The sequence below is a fragment of the Senimuribacter intestinalis genome (genome assembly GCF_943192965.1).
GTDB classification, from domain to species: Bacteria; Bacillota; Clostridia; order Peptostreptococcales; family Anaerovoracaceae; genus Senimuribacter; species Senimuribacter intestinalis.
In genome coordinates, this window is record NZ_CALPCF010000012.1 from 19,502 (window position 1) to 36,872 (window position 17,371).

Here is a 17,371-nt window from a genome sequence, read left to right on the forward strand (position 1 = left end):
GCAACCCTCTTACCTCCTCGGCACAATCAACCGAATGGCGCCTTGTATGTTCTTAATCTCAATAGTCTCACAGCCTTCCTGATATTCCCCGTCCAGTGTCCAAGGCATATCTTTGTCCGCAGTAATTTCCAGCTTACCGCTGCTGAAAAAGGACAGCATTGGCGAACTGTAATTCTGTGTAGTCAGTGCTAACAAAATCTGATTTAGTTCTAAAATGTTAGACGGCGCCTTAATGAGAAGTACCTCGAACAGACCATCATTCATATCCACCAAATCATCTGCAAGAGTTAAAAGACCTCCCACAGAAGTGGAATTACAAATTGCACCAAAGAGATAATCACCCCCATAGATGCCCTGCTCCATTTTCAGCCACAACCTGAGAGGCTTAATGGATGGAATATCCTTAATTCCTTCCAAAATATATGCTAAATGTCCCAGAGCATTTTTGATACTTTGCGGCGCTTCGTAGGAAGCTTTGGTAAACGCACCAAATGATGCAACATAGGAGAAATATCTCCCATTAAAACTGCCGATATCAAGTGCTCGTTCCTCGCCTGACACGATGTCTCTTGCCGCCTGCAAAATATCTTTTGATAAGTGAAGGCTGTTTGCAAAATCATTGGTGCTGCCAGCTGGAATATATCCAATAGGCTTGTCTGCTCCCGACAGCAGCAGCCCATCTATTACCTCATTGAATGTTCCATCGCCACCAATGCACACGATTAAATCAAAATCAGCCGCTTGTCCTTTTACAATCTCCGTGCCGTCACCTCTTGCCGCAGTCGTCTTTACTACCGTCTCAAAACCTGCCCTACAAAAAATATCAATTATCTCTACAAAATGTTTGTTTGCCTGTTTTGTTCCTGCGCAAGGATTCAAAATCACTAATACCTTTTTCATCAATCCCGTGTTCCTTTCTATCTTTCTATATCAATATACAGCTTAGCTTCCTCCTGTTCCTCAATCGGCCAATTCCATAAAATCCTCTTTACTACATTTTCGTCCCAGCGAAAATGCCCTGAGACCTTCATACCGTCTGCTGCAAAGAGACGATCTTCCTCTGCCGCAGGATCCTTCCCATGTTGAATCACATAACTTCTTCCCCAAAGATTTCGAAACGGGGATACAATCGCTACATGACTGGATTCAAAGGTCACAATATCCCCCGCCTGCCAAACAATCAGATTATCCACATCTGTACTCAGCACTTTGGAGTTTCGTTCGAAGAACCGTTCCAGCTGCGGAACCAAACGAAAGTCAATATTGGTATCTCTGATAGATATAACGTCTACATAAGCCTTTGGATAGTAGTAAGTATCTGCGTCAACCAAATCTTTAATGGATACATCAATACCCTCAAACGCCTTCCAGACCACATCCGTACAAACACCGATATCATCAGGCGGATAGCCGCCGGCAAAATAAGTATCTTCATATCGCAGTTCTTCATTGCTGATGTAAGCCCTTGCCGCCATAGTAATCATAAATCCCTGCTCTATCTCCTTAGAAGGCGCTAAATCTATTTCGTCCTGCGAAAACAGCACATAAGCAGTCACGCCTAGAGCAACCGCCAGAAACAATGACAGAAATACATAGAATCTCGCTTTTATCTGATATTTTCTTTGTCTCATTGTGCCGTTCCTCCTTTTGTGTCCTTCCATACTTTATTAAACAGAATTCCAAGACAAAGCACCCAAGATAAAAAGTAAAACCAAAACAACAAAGCTACCATGCTCGCCAGGGAACCATAAATAATATCGTAGTTAACCGTGTAGTCTGCATAATAGGAGTACACGATGGTTACAACCAGCATGCCCACCGCGCCCAAAATACTTCCTGGAAGGATCTCCCGAAACGGCAGTTTTTCGCTTGGCAGAACGTAATAATTATACGAAACCATCAGAAAGTACAGAACCCACGCAAGAGGCCATCTAAGCCAGGTCCATAAGGTATCAATTATGGTTCCTTCAACAAGTTTTCCGAGGAACAGCTGTAAAATCAGTTTCCCATATACCAGAATAATGGCGACAAAAGCAAGAGTAAATACCGTCAGCGCCATAGTTTTCACTGCACGAAACCTCTCGCCCCAAAAACTCCCAGTTGTTCTACCGTCTGAATAGGTATAATTGGTAATTCTCATCATGGAAAACTGAGCCCTGGAAGATGCCCACAGAGCCATAATCACCAGCACAATATTAGCTGTAGTCGCAGGTTTATAATTTAGCAGCCCCCGCAAAGTGTCACCCATACCCGGCGCAACGTATTCTCCTATCCATTCATCCAGAAAATCCAGTGAAATGTCCAAAATACCGAGAAGCTGCGACAAAACGATAATGGTCGGCACCAAAGACAGCATAATATAAAAAGACATCTGTGCTGCAAAGCCCTGATAATAAGGATCGCTAAACTGCTTGATTCCAAGAAGAATCATCTTGATCCATCTATTTTTTAACAACTATATATTCTCCCTTTCTTCAAGCAGCTTTTCAAGCTGCTTAAGCGCCTTCGCTCTGTGACTGATTTGATTTTTTTCCTCCGCTGAAAGCTGCGCAAAAGTTCTCTGATATCCGTCAGGAACAAAGAGGGGATCATAGCCAAATCCGTTTTCACCTACTGGCGCATCAATGATGTGACCTTCGCACTCACCGCGAGCTGCCAGTTGTGTGCCATCTGGATAGACCATCGTAATAACCGATACAAACTTCGCCCTTCTTTCCTTATAGGAAACACCCTCTAAAAGCATCAGCAGTTTCTCATTATTCTTAGTGTCGTTTCCATCCTCACCTGCAAATCTAGCAGAATAGACACCCGGTGCACCGCCAAGATAATCCACCATCAGTCCTGAATCATCTGCAATGGTAATTTTACCGCAAACTTTCATAATTTCATTTGCTTTTTTAAAGGAGTTTTCCTCAAAGGTCTCTCCATCCTCTTCAATTTCAAATTTGGGAATGCCCGCCTCATCTCTCGAAACGATGTTCATACCAAATTTCTTAGTAATTGCTTCAATTTCCGTGATTTTGTGCTGATTTCTGGAAGCAGCAATAATGGTTTCCATGATTTTGTCCTTTCTTTTAATTTACGCAGGTTTCGCTTCTTGGCAGCTTATCTGTTTAAGATTTCTTTTTGTATCTGGTGTAGCTGGCTACAGCCCTTAGTTGCCAAATCAAGAAGTTCAAGAAGCTGCACTTTCGTAAATGGCGCATCTTCGCCGGTTCCCTGCACTTCGATGAACTCGCCCTTGTCGGTCATAATCACGTTCATATCCACCTGAGCATGAGAATCCTCCTCATAGCAAAGGTCTAAAATACACTCACCATCCACAATACCCACGCTGATGGCAGAAACTGCAGCGCTGACAGGAATTTCCTCAATCAACCCCTGCTCCTTCATCCACTGCATAGCTTGTACCATTGCAATATAGCCTCCTGTAATGGACGCTGTTCTGGTGCCGCCGTCTGCCTGAATGACATCGCAGTCAATCCAAATGGTTCTCTCTCCCAGCTTTTCCATATCCACAACAGAGCGAAGAGACCTTCCGATTAAACGCTGAATCTCCACAGATCTGCCGTCCGCCTTTCCCTTTTCTCTCTTTTTTCTTGTTCCGGTCGAGCCAGGCAGCATGGCGTACTCCGCTGTCACCCAACCTTTTCCTGTTCCCACAAGGTGTTTTGCCGTCGATTCCTCGACACTGGCAGTACAAATCACCTTGGTATTTCCCATCTCTATCAAAACTGAACCCTGTGGACTCATCAGATAATGGTCAGTTACTTTTACTTCTCTTGTCACATCAAATGCTCTATCTGTTCTCATACTTTTTCTCCTTTATAATAAGCCCTTAATTCCGATGATTACCAGAATCACACCGCCTAAAAGACCCGCCTTACTCTCAAAAATATTTCCAAATTTCTTCCCTACTAAGATTGCTCCAAAGACCAGCACACCCGTAATAGATGCAATAAGGCTTACCGTTGGCAAAATTGCTACACTGGCTGCGCAAAAACCTACTCCTACTGCAAAGGCGTCAATGCTGGTCGCCACTGCCTGAAAAAACAAAATTCCTGCAGTCAGTCTTTTTTCATCATACACTTTGGACGGCTCGCTCCGAAAACTTTCCCGCACCATATTGCCGCCAATGGCGCCTAAGATGAGAAAAATCACGATTCCGCTATATTTGGTAATCCATCTGGCAAAGACAGATCCCGCATAGTACCCAAGCAGCGGCATAATCCCCTGAAATATGCCAAATGCCAAAATCATGGCTATGTAATCAGTTTTTCTAAGGGGTTTAAAAATCATGGCATTAGATATAGATACTGCCACTGCGTCCATGGCAAGACCTACGCCAATCAAAGTAATCTCAATCAGTCCCATACTCTCTCCAAATTTCCAATTTTACCTTATAGTATACCATTTTATGGGTTTTCCCGCAAGCCCTGATGTGGTATACTAATTACAGCTATCTGTAATTATAATATGTAACAAGGAGTTTTCAATACGATGAAATTAACAATTTTAGACGCATATTCTATAAATCCAGGAGATTTATCCTGGGCACCAATCGAAGCGCTGGGTACTTTTTGCACTTATGACAGAAGTTTTCCGGAAGAAATTGTAAATCGCATCAGCGACTGCGATGGTTTCTTCGTCAGCAAATGTCTCATTACCAGAGAAGTTATGGAAAGCTGTCCGAAGCTGCAATTTATCGGAGTCACCGCAACGGGTTACGACAATGTTGATATCAAAGCCGCAAAAGAACTTGGCATAGCTGTATGTCATGTACCTGCATATTCTACAGATGCCGTTGCACAGCATACCTTTGCGCTGATTTTGGAGCTGACCAACAGAGTCGGTAGCTACGACAGTTCCGTACAAGCCGGTCAGTGGTACAAAAGTCCCGATTTTACCTTTATCAAAGAACCGCTGACTCTTTTAGACGGCAAATCACTTGGTATCATCGGCTACGGAAATATCGGAAAGCGGGTTGCCCACATTGCGGAAGCTTTTGGCATGACTGTCAACGTCTACAGCCGTAACAAGGAGGCTGCTCTTAAATCTGATTTTGTTACTTTACACTGTCCTTTGACCGCTGAAAATAAAGGATTTGTCAATAGTAAAATGATTGCCGAAATGAAAGATGGCGCAGTGCTGATTAACACCGCCCGCGGCGCACTGATCAACGAAGAAGATTTAGCGGCGGCACTTCGTTCTGGCAAACTGTCCGCGGCAGCCATAGACGTGATAGACGGCGAACCGCCGAAAGAGCCGCACCCACTCATTGGGCAGCCTAACTGTATTCTGACCCCACACATCGCATGGATGCCAAAGGAGACCAGACAGAAAGTCATCGACATCTGCGCTGCCAACCTGAAGAGTTACTTAGATGGCGGCAGACTGAACAGAATTGTATAATTATATCGAAAACTTTAAAAGCGCTGGTAGCTTTATAACGCCAGCGCTTTTTACTATCTTATCTCCAAATCATATCCTTACAAATCTCATCCAAGGCATACGCCCCGCACATCGCCATGGTGTCGGCAAGTTCCGCCTGCACCTTTGCAACGTAGTCCTTTACGGCTTGTCCTTCTCCGCCATAAACCGCATTGACAAAGGGTCTTGCCAAAAGCACTGCATCTGCGCCAAGGGCCAGCGCCTTAAACACATCTACACCGTCTCGGATTCCGCCATCTACCAGCACTTTCATGGAGCCGCCTACTTCATCTGCGATTGCTTCCAGCACTTCCGCCGTAGCCGGGCACTGATCCAGTACTCTTCCTCCGTGATTGGAAACGATGATAGCAGAAGCGCCTGCTTCCTTTGCCTTGCGTGCCGCTTTCACCGTCATAATGCCCTTGACGATAAAAGGAATTCCTGCCTCTTCTATAATTTCTCTCATCTCTTCCACAGACTTGCTCCCTGCGGGAGGCTGGAAATTTTTTAGAAATGGAAGCCCTGCTGCGTCAATATCCATAGCCACCGCAAAGGCCCCAGATTCTTTCACCAACCCCAGCTTTTCTGCAATCATGGCTTTGTTCCAAGGCTTTACTGTCGGCACACCCAGACCGCCTGCTTCTTTAATAGCAATGCTGGCAGCCTTCATCACCTCCGGGTCCATACCGTCTCCTGTAAAAGCAGCAATGCCGCTTTCCTTACAGGCAGGAACCAGAATGTTGTTATACTCCAAGTCGTTGTACTTGTCGCCGTAGTGCATATTCACTGCCCCGACAGGACCTGCAAAAAATGACGCAGCAAAAGTTTTTCCAAAGAGAGAAAAGGCTGTGCTGACTTCTCTTTTTTCGGTCAACGTATCCATGTTGATACGAATTTCCTTCCACTTATCGTAATTTCTAATTGCCGTATCGCCGATTCCCTTTGCTCCAGGACCGGGAATTTGGTTCTTACATGCCCTGCCGTTACACTGCGGGCACAGCTTACAATGTCCTTCCATAAGTGCGTTCTCCTTTCCGCAATTTATATCTACAATTTACATCTGTAATTTATATCAGCAAGAATCCCAGATAGCTTGCTACCATGCCCAGGGCACAAACAGTCTGGATTGTAGCTTTTTTAAAGCGCAGCATCACCCAGAATAGGATTGTTGCTGTGCCTCCAAAAATCAGCAGGTTTTCAATCTGGTGATCAAAAGTTGCGTAAACGCCGCTGCCCATGGACAGCACATCTGCCACAACTAAAATGATGAAGTTGAAGAGATTGCTGCCAATGATATTTCCTACAGCGATATTAAAGTTCTTCATCTTAAACAGGGCAATGGTGGAAGTCACTTCCGGTAACGATGTGGCTACACCGAGGAAAATCGCCCCCGCAAGACCCTGACCCAAATTTAATTTGACGGAAATTTCATCAGTCAAATAGGTCAGAATAATACTAAAAGCTATGATTCCCACTGCCGCGAAGAAGAACCTCACACCGATTTGTTTTACCGAAAGCGAAGTGCTAGACTCCGAATGATAATCCAGTACAGCCTCATCAGAGGTTACATCGTCAGCCACCGCAAGGTACTTGGCTCCCAGTCCGTAAATCAGTGCAATCAAAACCGACGTGATGGACAGATGAAGAATCCTGAACTGTAAAATCCCGGCAAAATTGAGGGTAATCAGAATATAAATCACAAGCACGACCACCGTCACATGGCGATAACTCTTTGACACCTTTCCTTTCGCAAAGTTCTTTGAAAACAGCAGGATAAAAAATGCCAGAGCACCCAGATTAAAAAGGTCGCTTCCCAAAATATTACCCATGCAAAGTCCGGGTCTTTCCAGCAGAACTGTCGCTGAAATACTGGTGAAAAGTTCCGGCAACGATGTCACCGCCGAAAGCATAATCCCACCCAAAAATGCGCCGGAAAGCTTCGTATTCTTATCCAAAAGGTCGATGTAATCCGATGCTTTAATTGATAAAACAACAACGATAACTGCTGCTGCAAGATACTCTAAATAAATCAATCTTGTTCTCCTCAAATTTTATAAATATAATGTTACTAATTTACGATCTAAAATTCCTTTTAGACCAAGCAGATGGAAATTTACTTTAAAAGTAATTCAACAAATCCACCGCATAAAACGTAATAAAGAATATGGTGGCGATAATCCGCAAAACCGATAAAATCGTGCCTAGGATTGACAGTACCAACCCTGCCGTTGCCATACCCTGACGCTCCGCATCGTTTCTTCCCTTGATGCCAAAAACAATACCGATTATACCAAGAACGACCGCAATCACCGCAGCAAATAATGCCATTACCATGGAAAGAATTCCCATAACAAGCGCCGCTGTCGCATCAGTGTGTGTCGCCTTTCGCTCTACTTCCGCATATTTTTCATAGTTAAAATCGACGATAGTTGCTCCGCCGCTTTTTTCCTCTTTCACTTGCGTTTCTTCACATTTATTTTCTTCTCTAAAATTATCCATATTCTACTCCTACTTTTTCTGTTTTTCAATCCACTCTGCCGTACTGATACCCCAGGATTTTAGTCCCTTTTCCAGGAACGCAAACGGCGGCAGAATGATGTGATTTACCACCCACATAAAGATAGCGTAAGTCGTATCAACAACCCAGTCGTAGCCCTTTGATACCGGTTTTGAGGCAAAAACTACCACGCACAAAGAGGCAAAGCCGAATACCATCACATAATACAAAAGGCTGCTTGCTTCCGGCATTGGAAAAATCCCTAAACTGATGCCGCCATGCTTCTTCATCCACTGGCGCACTACCAAATGCAAAATATATACTGGCATAGTATTTCTGCCTACATAAGCAAGATATGTATCCTTACTCGGCAGAATGTTGAACATCAGAATAATCCAAAGTGCGCCGATGATAAAGAGCACTGCTCTCATCAGAATATCCAGCCACCAGCATACGCCTGTAAAGGAGCCCGGGTCTTTCATCAGATACCAGCCTACCGGTACCTGCGGCACGCCGAATGCAAGAAGACACGATACGCCGATTAAAAATACGCCAAGCACTGCACACTGCCATTTTTTCAGACACTTAATCTTTGCGATGTGCTCCGGTGTGCAGTAATATCCTAAGAAAAAGAACGGGAAGTAGGATACAATTCTGCCGAGGGACAGATAATCTGTCAGAAACGGCAGACAACCTGCTATGAGATACAGCACAAAGGTCATGGCAAAGAAATACGGAATTTTAATGTAGTTTTTCTGAAATACTTTGTACAGAAACAACGTCACCATAAACCACATGGCAAAAGGCGCTCTGTCGAAATAAAGATTTGCATTGCCCCAAAACAAAAGCCGCACGCCGTAGAAAAAGAAAATACTCAAAATGTACGGCCACAGAAACACTTTAAAGGCGGTTTCTCTACTACGGTCTGGCTTCTTTGAAAAATAGCCTGACAGAAACATAAAAGCCTGCATGACAAATACATTAATAGTTATGTATACAATTCCGCTTAAGGAGCCTTGACTAAAATGTCCCGCCATTCTGGTAAAATGTGAAATCGGAATAGACCACATACACAGACCGCGGAGCGCATCAAAGACATAATCTCTCTGTTTTACTTCTCCCATTGGTAAATTTCTCCTTCATTTGTTATTTCAATCTATTTAGCCCAGTTCTGACTGCGTTTGACCGCCTCGTGCCAGCCCTGCAGTAATTCTTTTTGTTTCTTCTCCTCCATAGAAGGTACAAATTTCCTGTCGCTCTGCCAGTTTTCCAAAACATCCTGCGTACTTTTCCAATATCCCACCGCAAGACCCGCAAGATACGCCGCTCCCAGAGAGGTCGTCTCAATGCACTTAGGTCTTATCACCTGCTTTCTCAGCATATCTGCCTGAAACTGCATGAGGAAATTGTTGGCAGAGGCGCCTCCGTCCACGCGAAGTTCCCGCATCTCATGACCCATGTCCTGTTCCATAGCAAAGAGCAGATCATAACACTGATATGCCAAAGATTCCAGCGTGGCACGCACCAAATGATGCTTATTTGCTCCTCTAGTAAGTCCAAAAATTGAACCTCTTGCGTAAGGATCCCAGTAAGGGGCACCCAGCCCTACAAAGGCAGGTACGACAAATACGCCTGCTGCGTCTTTTACAGACAGCGCCATTTTTTCTGACTCACTGGACTTTTCCAAAATTTCCAGTTCATCTCTAAGCCACTGAATAGCCGCACCACAGACAAATACCGACCCTTCCAGCGCATAAGTGACCTTTCCATCCAGTCCCCAAGCGATTGTCGTAAGCATCCCACTTTTAGAAAAGATTGGTTTCTGCCCGGTATTCATCAAAAGAAAACATCCGGTTCCATAGGTACTCTTGGCTTCGCCCTCTTCAAAACAGGTCTGCCCAAACAGCGCCGCTTGCTGGTCTCCTGCGGCTCCGGCGATTTTTACAGGGCCACCAAAGATGGTGTCCAGCGTCTGTCCGTAAACTTGACTTGAAGGTCTTGGTTCCGGCAGCATCTGCTTAGGAATATTCAAGATTTCCAGGATTTCCTCATCCCACTTCAGCGTATGGATATTGAACATCATAGTTCTGGCTGCATTGGAGTAATCCGTGATATGTACTGCGCCGCCAGTCATCTTCCAGATAAGCCAGGTTTCAATGGTCCCAAAGAGCAGATTCCCCTCTTCCGCCTTTTGTCTTGCGCCTGCCACATTTTCCAAAATCCATTTCAGTTTGGTACCGCTAAAATAGGCATCGATTAAGAGCCCTGTCTTTTCCTTGAATTTATCGGAAAGCCCGCTTTCTATCAGGGTATCGCAGTACTGGGCAGTTCGCCTACACTGCCACACAATGGCATTATATACAGGCTGACCGGTATGCTTGTCCCAAACCACAGTAGTCTCTCTCTGGTTGGTAATACCGATGGCTTCAATATTCTCATAAGTGAGCCCCGCTTTCAGCATCGCTTCATGCGCAACCGTCATCTGGCTGGACCAAATTTCTTCAGCATCGTGCTCTACCCATCCCTCTTTCGGATAAATCTGACGAAACTCTTTCTGTGCAGCGCTGATCTGGTTTCCTTTCTTATCATAAATAATGCACCGGGAGCTGGTTGTCCCCTGATCCATTGCTAATATGTATTTTTCCATCTCATTCTCCTAATAATCTCTGGCTATACAAATACTGCCATAATCTGATTGGATATATCAATGCCTGCTTCAGAAAGCCTGAGCCTTCCATGGTCTTCTAAAAGGCTGCCGCTTTCCAAAAATGCTGTAAGTTCTTTTCTTCTATCAGCATATACTTCCCAAAACGCTACAGCGAATCGTCTTTCAAATTCCGTAAGATCAATACCGCAGGTTTTGCGAAGACCTGTAAAGACAAACTCGCACATATCGTCTTCTCTTGTGTTCTTGTGAAATTCCGGAAAAGGTGCTTCAGTAAAGCGAACCCCCTCTACATATGAACTGGCGCCGCTGCCTATCCCCAGATAATCTGCAAGCGACCAGTATTTCAAATTATGCCTGCACTGTTTCCCCGCCTTTGCCGTATTAGAAATCTCGTAATGATCATAACCAGCTTCTTTGAGCACCTCTATAGCGCGATGATACATGCGCCGATCCTCTTCATCGGAAATCTCTTTAATCTCTCCTCGCTGAAACATTTCATAATAGGGCGTGTCCTCTTCAATCTGCAGACTGTAAAAAGAAATATGCGCAGGCTGCAGATCGACTGCCTGCTTAAGTGTCTTCTCCCAAATCTCCATAGTATGCCCCGGCACTGCAAACATCAGATCCAGATTGATATTATCAAAGCCACACTGCCTTGCCATCTGAAAACTTAAGACCGCATCACTGCTGTCGTGAGCCCTGCCTAGACTCTTTAAAATTCCATCATCAAAGGACTGAATGCCTATAGAAAGCCGATTGATGCCAAAAGATCTGTAAGCCAGCAGTTTTTCTTTAGTTAAAGTCTTCGGATTTGACTCTATGGTAATTTCCACCTCTTTATCAAGGAAAAAACACTGGCGCAGCTGATCCATAACTTTTCCGATTAGAGAAGCCGGCAGAATCGAAGGCGTGCCTCCACCGAAAAAAACCGTATCCACAAGATACTTCTGTCCGTAAACCTCCCCATAGGCCTTGATGTCTTCGAGAAGTTCTTCTATATATGCCTCCTGTTGAGCGAGACTGCTGCCGCCGCTGGAATAAAATCCGCAGTACAGGCACTTTTGCAGGCAAAAGGGAATGTGAATGTAGATTCCCAGTTTCTGTCTTTCTTTATTTGTTGTCGTCATATTTCAGCACCGCTGTGAAAGCCTCCTGTGGCACTTCCACCTTTCCGAACTGACGCATTCTTTTCTTTCCCTCTTTCTGCTTCTCAAGGAGCTTCTTTTTCCGGGAAATGTCGCCGCCGTAGCACTTGGCGATAACGTCTTTTCTATATGCCTTGACCGTCTCACGAGCGATAACCTTCTGCCCAACCGCCGCCTGAATCGGCACCTCGAACTGGTGCATAGGGATAATCTCCTTCAGCTTCTCACAGACAAAGCGTCCCCTGTTGTACGCCTTTGACTCGTGAACAATCATGGAGAATGCGTCCACCAAATCTTTGTTGAGCAGCACGTCCAACTTGACAAGCTGAGATTTCTCGTAGCGGATAAACTCGTAGTCTAAAGAGCCGTAGCCGCGAGTCTTCGATTTCAGCGCGTCAAAGAAATCATAAATAACCTCGTTGAGGGGAAGCTCATAGTGGAGCTGTACTCTGTTTTCGGTGATGTATTCCATGTGAAGCATTTTGCCGCGTCGATCCTGACAAAGCTCCATGATAGAGCCTACGTATTCTTTTGGAATCATGATGTCCGCTTTTACAATTGGCTCTTCGATATGGCTGATTTCTGTCTGATCCGGCAGGTTGGTCGGATTCTGAATCATCTCCACACTGCCATCCTGCAGCACAACCCGATATACTACACTCGGCGATGTGGTGATAACCGCCAGTCCAAACTCCCGCTCCAGACGCTCCACGATAATTTCCATGTGTAAAAGTCCCAGAAATCCACAGCGGAATCCAAATCCCAGCGCTGTAGAAGTTTCCGGTTCAAAGAGAAATGCCGCATCGTTGACCTGCAGCTTCTCAAGTGCATCTTTGACACCCTCGTACTTTTCACCCTCTGCAGGGTAAATGCCGCAGTAAACCATAGACTGCACTTTCTTGTAGCCCGGCAGGGGTTCTTCTGTCGGTTCCTTATCCAGCGTGATTGTGTCGCCTACTCTTGCATCACGAACCTGCTTAATACTGGCACAGATGTAGCCAACCTCTCCTGCCCGCAGAGATTTAGTCGGCACATGACCCGGCGCCATAACGCCTACCTCGGTGACCTCATACTTCTTATTTGTATTCATCAGACGAATGGTATCACCCACTTTAACAGCACCGTCAAAGATACGGGTGTAAATCACTACGCCTTTGTAATTATCGTAAACAGAGTCGAAAATCAGCGCTTTCAGTTTGCCGTTCACATCGCCTGTCGGCGCAGGCACAGTCTGTACTACCGCCTCCAAAAGGTCTGTAATACCGACGCCTTCCTTTGCAGATACAAGCGGCGCCTCTGATGCATCAATACCGATCATCTCTTCGATTTCTTCCTTGGTCTCCTCTGGTCGGGAACTTGCCAGGTCGATCTTGTTCAGGCAAGGCAGAATCTCAAGATCCTCTTCCAATGCCAGATACACATTCGCCATCGTCTGCGCTTCTACTCCCTGGGTGGAGTCAACGACAAGAACCGCACCTTCGCAGGCTGCCAAACTTCGGGATACCTCATATGTAAAGTCCACATGACCCGGCGTATCGATGAGATTGAAAATATACTCATTGCCGTCCTTGGCCTTGTACACAAGACGAGTGGTCTGAAGCTTGATGGTAATGCCGCGCTCCCGCTCCAAATCCATGTTGTCCAAAAACTGTTCTTTCATATCTCGATGGGCAACCAGCCCGGTATTCTCAATAATTCTATCGGCAAGGGTCGATTTGCCGTGGTCAATATGAGCGATAATACTAAAATTCCTGATAAATTTCTGATAATCCATAAATTTCCTCGCTTTGCACGTACTTCTTCAAGATATATTTTATAGCAAGATGGCTTATTTTTCAATGTAATTTTCTAGTTTTTCTGTAAGACTTTCTGCAAAAGAATCAGTATTTCTTTCCATCATGGCACACTGCCTGTCCACATGAACTACTGCCATGGTGCCTACCATAAACAGCATGAACAAAATCACTGCATTTCTAAAAGTTTTCAAAATCATTCCTCCAGTGCATCTGCCAGAATTTCTCCGAACACCTCTGCACATCTTCTGACATCTTCAATATTGTTTCGATTATTCCCCATTTCAATTAAGATGGATTTTCCAGAAAGTTCCTGGTTATACCAGTAAGGCCGTTCCAGAATTTCTCCCGTATAGCCGCCATACTTGCTGTCCGCAATAGTATTCAGCTTCCCAAGAAAAGCGCTGTTCTCCTCATAGGTTTCCGTCGTGTTGCTGAGCACATAGGAATATACGGCGCAGGTTTTTCCGCCGACAGTCTGTACTGGACCTGCGACTTCTGCCGCCGTTGCATCTCTGTGCAAATCGATGATACATTCTATGGATGGATATTTTTTTAGCAGTGCCTTAACAGTTTCAAAACTTCTGGAGTAGGATTCGTTATACGAAGGATTGTCGTGAAGCGTTTTGTCATGAACCACACCAATCCCCCGCTCTTCCAGCACATCAGTCAGCACATCACCCGCATCACGTACCGTGTTTTCCTCTTTTGTCGTATGATAATTGCCGGAAGAAGCCGGAAGATAGCTTTCTGTGGCATGGGTATGATAAATAAGCACCTTCGGTGCGCCGTTATTCTTCTTCACCTTTTTGGGCTTTATTTTTTCATCTTCCTTGCTTTTCTCTGTCTCGGTCTGCACTGCCGCTGTGATGTTTTCGTCACCGGGTTCAGTATCATTGTCTGCAATGAGCTCCATACACGGCAAGCTGCTTTCGATACACATGGCCGTCAGCTGTTGTCCACTGACCGCTTCTCCTGTCATTTTGAAAAAAAAGCCTGCCACTGACACCACATAAAGCAGTGCAAAAAAAAGTATCGTCTGTTTTTGTCTCATTGCCTTCCTCTCTCCTTGCTTATCTAAGGTACTCTAAGAGTATATGCCGGGGTGCAGGGTAATATTAACAGCTTTTGCAATGATGTCCGAAAAAGATTTGATGACAAGGTCAATGTCCGTTGAAGTGACTACCATGTCAAATTCTCTGCTGTCCATATAGTGATATGCTTTTTCTTCTGGAATTTTCATCTCCTCTAACGCCTCCAAAATAACAGTCTTTGAATCAATCACCGTAGGCACACCGATAGCGATGACTTTTGTACCCAGGGAGGCTTCATTCAGTTGCTTTCGCACATTCCCCATACCAGCACCAGGTGATATGCCTGTATCGCTGATTTGAATGGTAGTACTGACTCTATCGATATTTCTTGCAGCCAGCGCATCGATGGCGATAACTACATCGGGCTTTGTCATCTCTACTGCCTTTTCGATAAGTTCTGCCGTCTCCATGCCAGTGGTTGCAGTTACCCCCGGTGCCAATCCGCTGACATTGGACATTTCTTCATCGCCGTCACAGCCGAAAATTTTGAAAAGATGACTGGTTATCTTAATCTTAGAAACGGTATGCGGCCCCAGACTGTCCGGTGTAACCTTCTCGTTGCCAAGCCCTACAACCAGTACTTTTAGGTCGTACCGATGTTTCACCAGCTTGGAGAGCTGCCTTGCAAGAGCCTTTGCCGCTCTTTCCGAAATCCCCTCTTTTTCATCGATAATCCCCGCAACCTCCATGGTGACATACCTGCCGCAAGGCTTTCCCAGCATGGCTTCACCCTTTAGATTGACTATGTCAATGGTCGTTACTTTGATGTCTTCATCAATCTTTTCCTTGTCCATCACGATGCCGTCCTTTTCTCCCGGACGAACACCAGACTGTTCCAAATTTTCAACGCCTTCCACTGCAAGGTCTGTTCTGTATTTCAAAAAAATCACCTCCGTGATGTGTAGTTTTTCTTTAAAAAGTATGCCCGCAAAGGCGGTAAATATGTAACTTGCTAAAAAAGCCTTGCAAATTCCCACTGTTTAGGCTATACTTAATGTGCGAATTTAGCGTAACAAAGCTAAAAATTTAAATAGTGGGGTGAATAATTATGGCAAACATTAAATCCGCAAAAAAAAGAATCAGAGTAATCGACAAGAAAACGGCTAGAAACAGAAGAGTTAAGGACCATGTAAAGACTGCTCTTAAGAATTTCGATGCTGCTTTAGAAGAAGGCAACATGGAAGCTGCTGCAGAGAAATTTGTAGTAGTTGAAAAGAAATTAATGCAGGCTGCAGCAAAAGGTACTCTTAACAAGAAAGCTGCTTCCAGAAAAGTTTCCAGATTAGCTAAAAGATTCAACGCTGCAAAAGCAGCAAAATAAGTCTCACCCGTCCCCACCAGTGCATAAGTTAAATGCACATGCGAGAGCAACAAAACCGATGGATGTGTCTCCCATCGGTTTTACTTTTACCCAAAATAGAAAGGACTGATTATTATGTCACTACATATCGGCGCCGAAAAAGGCAAAATCGCAAAGACCGTTCTCATGCCGGGCGACCCGCTGAGAGCCCAGTTCATTGCAGAAAACTTCTTGGAAAACGCAGTCAGATACTCAGAGATCCGCAATATGTACGGTTATACCGGAACCTACAAAGGGGTTCCCGTCTCTGTGCAGGGCAGTGGTATGGGCATGCCGTCCATGGGAATTTATTCCTGGGAACTCTTTACAGAATACAATGTAGAAAACATCATCAGAATCGGCACTGCCGGCGCTTTCCACGAAAAACTTTCCGTAGGTGATATCTTGGTTTGCCTGGCGGCCTCCACTGACTCCAATTATCAGCATGCATTTCATGTACCGGGGCAGTACTCCCCTAGCGCCAGCTTTGAACTTTTAACAAAAGTCATGGACGCTGGAAAAGAAAACGGCATTTCCTTTAAAGCCGGAAACACCGTATCCTGTGACGTATTTTATGAGCTGGGAACCAAATGGTGGAAAGAATGGTCGTCTATGGACGTCCTAGCTGTAGAAATGGAAGCCGCAGCTCTTTATATGAACGCCGCATATCATAGCCGCAATGCACTGGCTATGATGACTGTAAGCGACCACTTTATCACCGGTGATAAAGCTACTGTCGAGCAGCGTCAAAACCAGTTTACTGATATGATGAAGCTGGCGCTGGAAGCAGCAATCAAATAGTCTTTTAAAGAAAGACCATTAATTTTTTGTACAGTTCCATTTCAATATTCATCAATCTGCCGGCCAGGGCACGTTCCTTCTGGTCGGCATTTTCATACTGACGTAAATACTTTCCCAAGGACTTCACCCCCATATGACATCCGTCAATCAAAAGCTCCGCAACACGGCTATCATCATCAGACATCATCATCTTTACTTCTGTAGTAAACCACATCATAGCTTTTGCCATTGTCGGCGGGTCCTTTTCATCTTCACCATCGTTGTTCAAAAGCTGGTGGGCAATATCTCCAACAAGCTGATGTTCCTTTCTGTATTCTTCAATCAAGTCTTTCAAATCCTGCTCTTTAACAAACTCAATAACCTGATTAAAACTATTGGTTGCATTTTTGCAGCCCGCGTTAACTTCCCGTAAAAGTCTAATACTATCTTCGTTCATGATTTCATTCTCCTTTTTGACTTAGTATTCACACGTTCAGCAACACTTATGCAAAAAAGACTTGCATTTGGGGAGAAGTCAAGTTATAATACAGTTATAGGTATAAAAGGAAATTTCAGTAATTTTTTAACGAGAGCAATCCAATTGGGTTGCTCTTTTTGCGTGCGG

20 protein-coding genes are annotated in these 17,371 nt (G+C 44.8%); 3 read left to right on the top strand and 17 right to left on the bottom strand.

Features of this window, described 5'->3' with window-relative positions; translation table 11 throughout:
* Positions 1–9: 9 nt before the first annotated feature.
* Genes NFR88_RS10790 through NFR88_RS10815 form a run of 6 tightly spaced genes read right to left on the bottom strand, consistent with a single transcriptional unit; the run spans position 10 to position 4,374 of the window.
* Positions 10–900: a diacylglycerol/lipid kinase family protein gene (locus NFR88_RS10790; RefSeq protein ID WP_160200371.1), complete on the bottom strand. Its 891-nt coding sequence runs from the start codon at positions 898–900 to the stop codon at positions 10–12.
* Between the two features lie 17 nt (positions 901–917).
* Positions 918–1,631 carry a DUF1287 domain-containing protein gene (locus NFR88_RS10795; RefSeq protein WP_251615881.1) on the bottom strand — a complete coding sequence of 238 codons (714 nt, stop codon included), beginning with the start codon at positions 1,629–1,631 and terminating at the stop codon, positions 918–920.
* Positions 1,628–2,455 (bottom strand): YihY/virulence factor BrkB family protein, encoded by an 828-nt coding sequence (locus NFR88_RS10800; protein WP_160200373.1) that lies wholly within the window; start codon positions 2,453–2,455, stop codon positions 1,628–1,630. The genes NFR88_RS10795 and NFR88_RS10800 overlap by 4 nt, the downstream gene beginning before the upstream one ends.
* The gene (locus NFR88_RS10805) at positions 2,456–3,058 is read right to left on the bottom strand and encodes an XTP/dITP diphosphatase (RefSeq protein WP_161909136.1); all 603 of its coding nucleotides are present in this window, start codon (positions 3,056–3,058) and stop codon (positions 2,456–2,458) included. It lies immediately after the preceding gene.
* A 47-nt stretch (positions 3,059–3,105) separates the two neighbouring features.
* On the bottom strand, positions 3,106–3,813 hold the full coding sequence (gene rph / locus NFR88_RS10810) for a ribonuclease PH (protein WP_160200375.1): 708 nt from the start codon (positions 3,811–3,813) through the stop codon (positions 3,106–3,108).
* 12 nt (positions 3,814–3,825) lie between these two features.
* Positions 3,826–4,374, bottom strand: coding sequence for a manganese efflux pump MntP (locus NFR88_RS10815; RefSeq protein WP_160200376.1), 549 nt, complete (start codon positions 4,372–4,374; stop codon positions 3,826–3,828).
* A gap of 126 nt (positions 4,375–4,500) precedes the next feature.
* On the opposite strand from NFR88_RS10815, the gene NFR88_RS10820 reads away from it, so the two are divergent.
* Positions 4,501–5,412 carry a D-2-hydroxyacid dehydrogenase gene (locus NFR88_RS10820; protein WP_251615883.1) on the top strand — a complete coding sequence of 304 codons (912 nt, stop codon included), beginning with the start codon at positions 4,501–4,503 and terminating at the stop codon, positions 5,410–5,412.
* Between the two features lie 58 nt (positions 5,413–5,470).
* Here the strand turns inward: NFR88_RS10820 and NFR88_RS10825 are convergent, their stop codons facing one another.
* From NFR88_RS10825 to gpr, 10 genes are all read right to left on the bottom strand, one after another.
* Positions 5,471–6,448, bottom strand: a complete 978-nt coding sequence (locus tag NFR88_RS10825) for an alpha-hydroxy-acid oxidizing protein (RefSeq protein ID WP_251615887.1) — start codon at positions 6,446–6,448, stop codon at positions 5,471–5,473.
* 49 nt (positions 6,449–6,497) lie between these two features.
* Positions 6,498–7,463 carry a sodium:calcium antiporter gene (locus NFR88_RS10830; RefSeq protein ID WP_160200379.1) on the bottom strand — a complete coding sequence of 322 codons (966 nt, stop codon included), beginning with the start codon at positions 7,461–7,463 and terminating at the stop codon, positions 6,498–6,500.
* 85 nt (positions 7,464–7,548) lie between these two features.
* Positions 7,549–7,929: a DUF4190 domain-containing protein gene (locus NFR88_RS10835; RefSeq protein ID WP_251615891.1), complete on the bottom strand. Its 381-nt coding sequence runs from the start codon at positions 7,927–7,929 to the stop codon at positions 7,549–7,551.
* A 9-nt stretch (positions 7,930–7,938) separates the two neighbouring features.
* Positions 7,939–9,051, bottom strand: coding sequence for an acyltransferase family protein (locus NFR88_RS10840; RefSeq protein ID WP_251615894.1), 1,113 nt, complete (start codon positions 9,049–9,051; stop codon positions 7,939–7,941).
* Between the two features lie 32 nt (positions 9,052–9,083).
* Positions 9,084–10,574 (bottom strand): glycerol kinase GlpK, encoded by a 1,491-nt coding sequence (gene glpK, locus NFR88_RS10845; protein WP_161909129.1) that lies wholly within the window; start codon positions 10,572–10,574, stop codon positions 9,084–9,086.
* A gap of 23 nt (positions 10,575–10,597) precedes the next feature.
* Positions 10,598–11,722 (bottom strand): radical SAM family heme chaperone HemW, encoded by a 1,125-nt coding sequence (gene hemW / locus NFR88_RS10850; RefSeq protein ID WP_251615896.1) that lies wholly within the window; start codon positions 11,720–11,722, stop codon positions 10,598–10,600.
* A complete protein-coding gene (lepA, locus tag NFR88_RS10855; protein WP_160200384.1) occupies positions 11,706–13,514 on the bottom strand; it encodes a translation elongation factor 4 in 1,809 nt (602 codons plus the stop codon). The genes hemW and lepA overlap by 17 nt, the downstream gene beginning before the upstream one ends.
* Before the next feature lie 54 nt (positions 13,515–13,568).
* The gene (locus tag NFR88_RS10860; protein WP_160200385.1) at positions 13,569–13,727 is read right to left on the bottom strand and encodes a hypothetical protein; all 159 of its coding nucleotides are present in this window, start codon (positions 13,725–13,727) and stop codon (positions 13,569–13,571) included.
* Between the two features lie 2 nt (positions 13,728–13,729).
* Positions 13,730–14,587: a stage II sporulation protein P gene (gene spoIIP, locus NFR88_RS10865; RefSeq protein WP_161909127.1), complete on the bottom strand. Its 858-nt coding sequence runs from the start codon at positions 14,585–14,587 to the stop codon at positions 13,730–13,732.
* 33 nt (positions 14,588–14,620) lie between these two features.
* Positions 14,621–15,508, bottom strand: coding sequence for a GPR endopeptidase (gene gpr, locus NFR88_RS10870; protein ID WP_160200387.1), 888 nt, complete (start codon positions 15,506–15,508; stop codon positions 14,621–14,623).
* A 167-nt stretch (positions 15,509–15,675) separates the two neighbouring features.
* Here gpr and rpsT point away from each other — a divergent pair, with 167 nt between their 5' ends.
* Both rpsT and deoD read left to right on the top strand, forming a co-directional pair.
* A complete protein-coding gene (rpsT, locus tag NFR88_RS10875; protein ID WP_160200388.1) occupies positions 15,676–15,948 on the top strand; it encodes a 30S ribosomal protein S20 in 273 nt (90 codons plus the stop codon).
* A 114-nt stretch (positions 15,949–16,062) separates the two neighbouring features.
* Positions 16,063–16,767, top strand: coding sequence for a purine-nucleoside phosphorylase (deoD, locus tag NFR88_RS10880; RefSeq protein WP_160200389.1), 705 nt, complete (start codon positions 16,063–16,065; stop codon positions 16,765–16,767).
* A 4-nt stretch (positions 16,768–16,771) separates the two neighbouring features.
* Here deoD and NFR88_RS10885 read toward each other — a convergent pair whose 3' ends face one another.
* Positions 16,772–17,203 (bottom strand): DUF2383 domain-containing protein, encoded by a 432-nt coding sequence (locus tag NFR88_RS10885; protein WP_251615900.1) that lies wholly within the window; start codon positions 17,201–17,203, stop codon positions 16,772–16,774.
* Positions 17,204–17,371 lie beyond the last annotated feature (168 nt).

Coding starts and splice junctions, on each gene's coding strand:
- NFR88_RS10795 (WP_251615881.1), bottom strand. CDS start 1,631: ATGAGACAAAGAAAATATCAGATAAAAGCGAGATTCTATGTATTTCTG.
- NFR88_RS10885 (WP_251615900.1), bottom strand. CDS start 17,203: ATGAACGAAGATAGTATTAGACTTTTACGGGAAGTTAACGCGGGCTGC.
- rpsT (WP_160200388.1), top strand. CDS start 15,676: ATGGCAAACATTAAATCCGCAAAAAAAAGAATCAGAGTAATCGACAAG.
- NFR88_RS10835 (WP_251615891.1), bottom strand. CDS start 7,929: ATGGATAATTTTAGAGAAGAAAATAAATGTGAAGAAACGCAAGTGAAA.
- NFR88_RS10820 (WP_251615883.1), top strand. CDS start 4,501: ATGAAATTAACAATTTTAGACGCATATTCTATAAATCCAGGAGATTTA.
- NFR88_RS10815 (WP_160200376.1), bottom strand. CDS start 4,374: ATGGGACTGATTGAGATTACTTTGATTGGCGTAGGTCTTGCCATGGAC.
- hemW (WP_251615896.1), bottom strand. CDS start 11,722: ATGACGACAACAAATAAAGAAAGACAGAAACTGGGAATCTACATTCAC.
- NFR88_RS10805 (WP_161909136.1), bottom strand. CDS start 3,058: ATGGAAACCATTATTGCTGCTTCCAGAAATCAGCACAAAATCACGGAA.
- spoIIP (WP_161909127.1), bottom strand. CDS start 14,587: ATGAGACAAAAACAGACGATACTTTTTTTTGCACTGCTTTATGTGGTG.
- deoD (WP_160200389.1), top strand. CDS start 16,063: ATGTCACTACATATCGGCGCCGAAAAAGGCAAAATCGCAAAGACCGTT.
- NFR88_RS10790 (WP_160200371.1), bottom strand. CDS start 900: ATGAAAAAGGTATTAGTGATTTTGAATCCTTGCGCAGGAACAAAACAG.
- NFR88_RS10825 (WP_251615887.1), bottom strand. CDS start 6,448: ATGGAAGGACATTGTAAGCTGTGCCCGCAGTGTAACGGCAGGGCATGT.
- lepA (WP_160200384.1), bottom strand. CDS start 13,514: ATGGATTATCAGAAATTTATCAGGAATTTTAGTATTATCGCTCATATT.
- glpK (WP_161909129.1), bottom strand. CDS start 10,574: ATGGAAAAATACATATTAGCAATGGATCAGGGGACAACCAGCTCCCGG.
- NFR88_RS10840 (WP_251615894.1), bottom strand. CDS start 9,051: ATGGGAGAAGTAAAACAGAGAGATTATGTCTTTGATGCGCTCCGCGGT.
- rph (WP_160200375.1), bottom strand. CDS start 3,813: ATGAGAACAGATAGAGCATTTGATGTGACAAGAGAAGTAAAAGTAACT.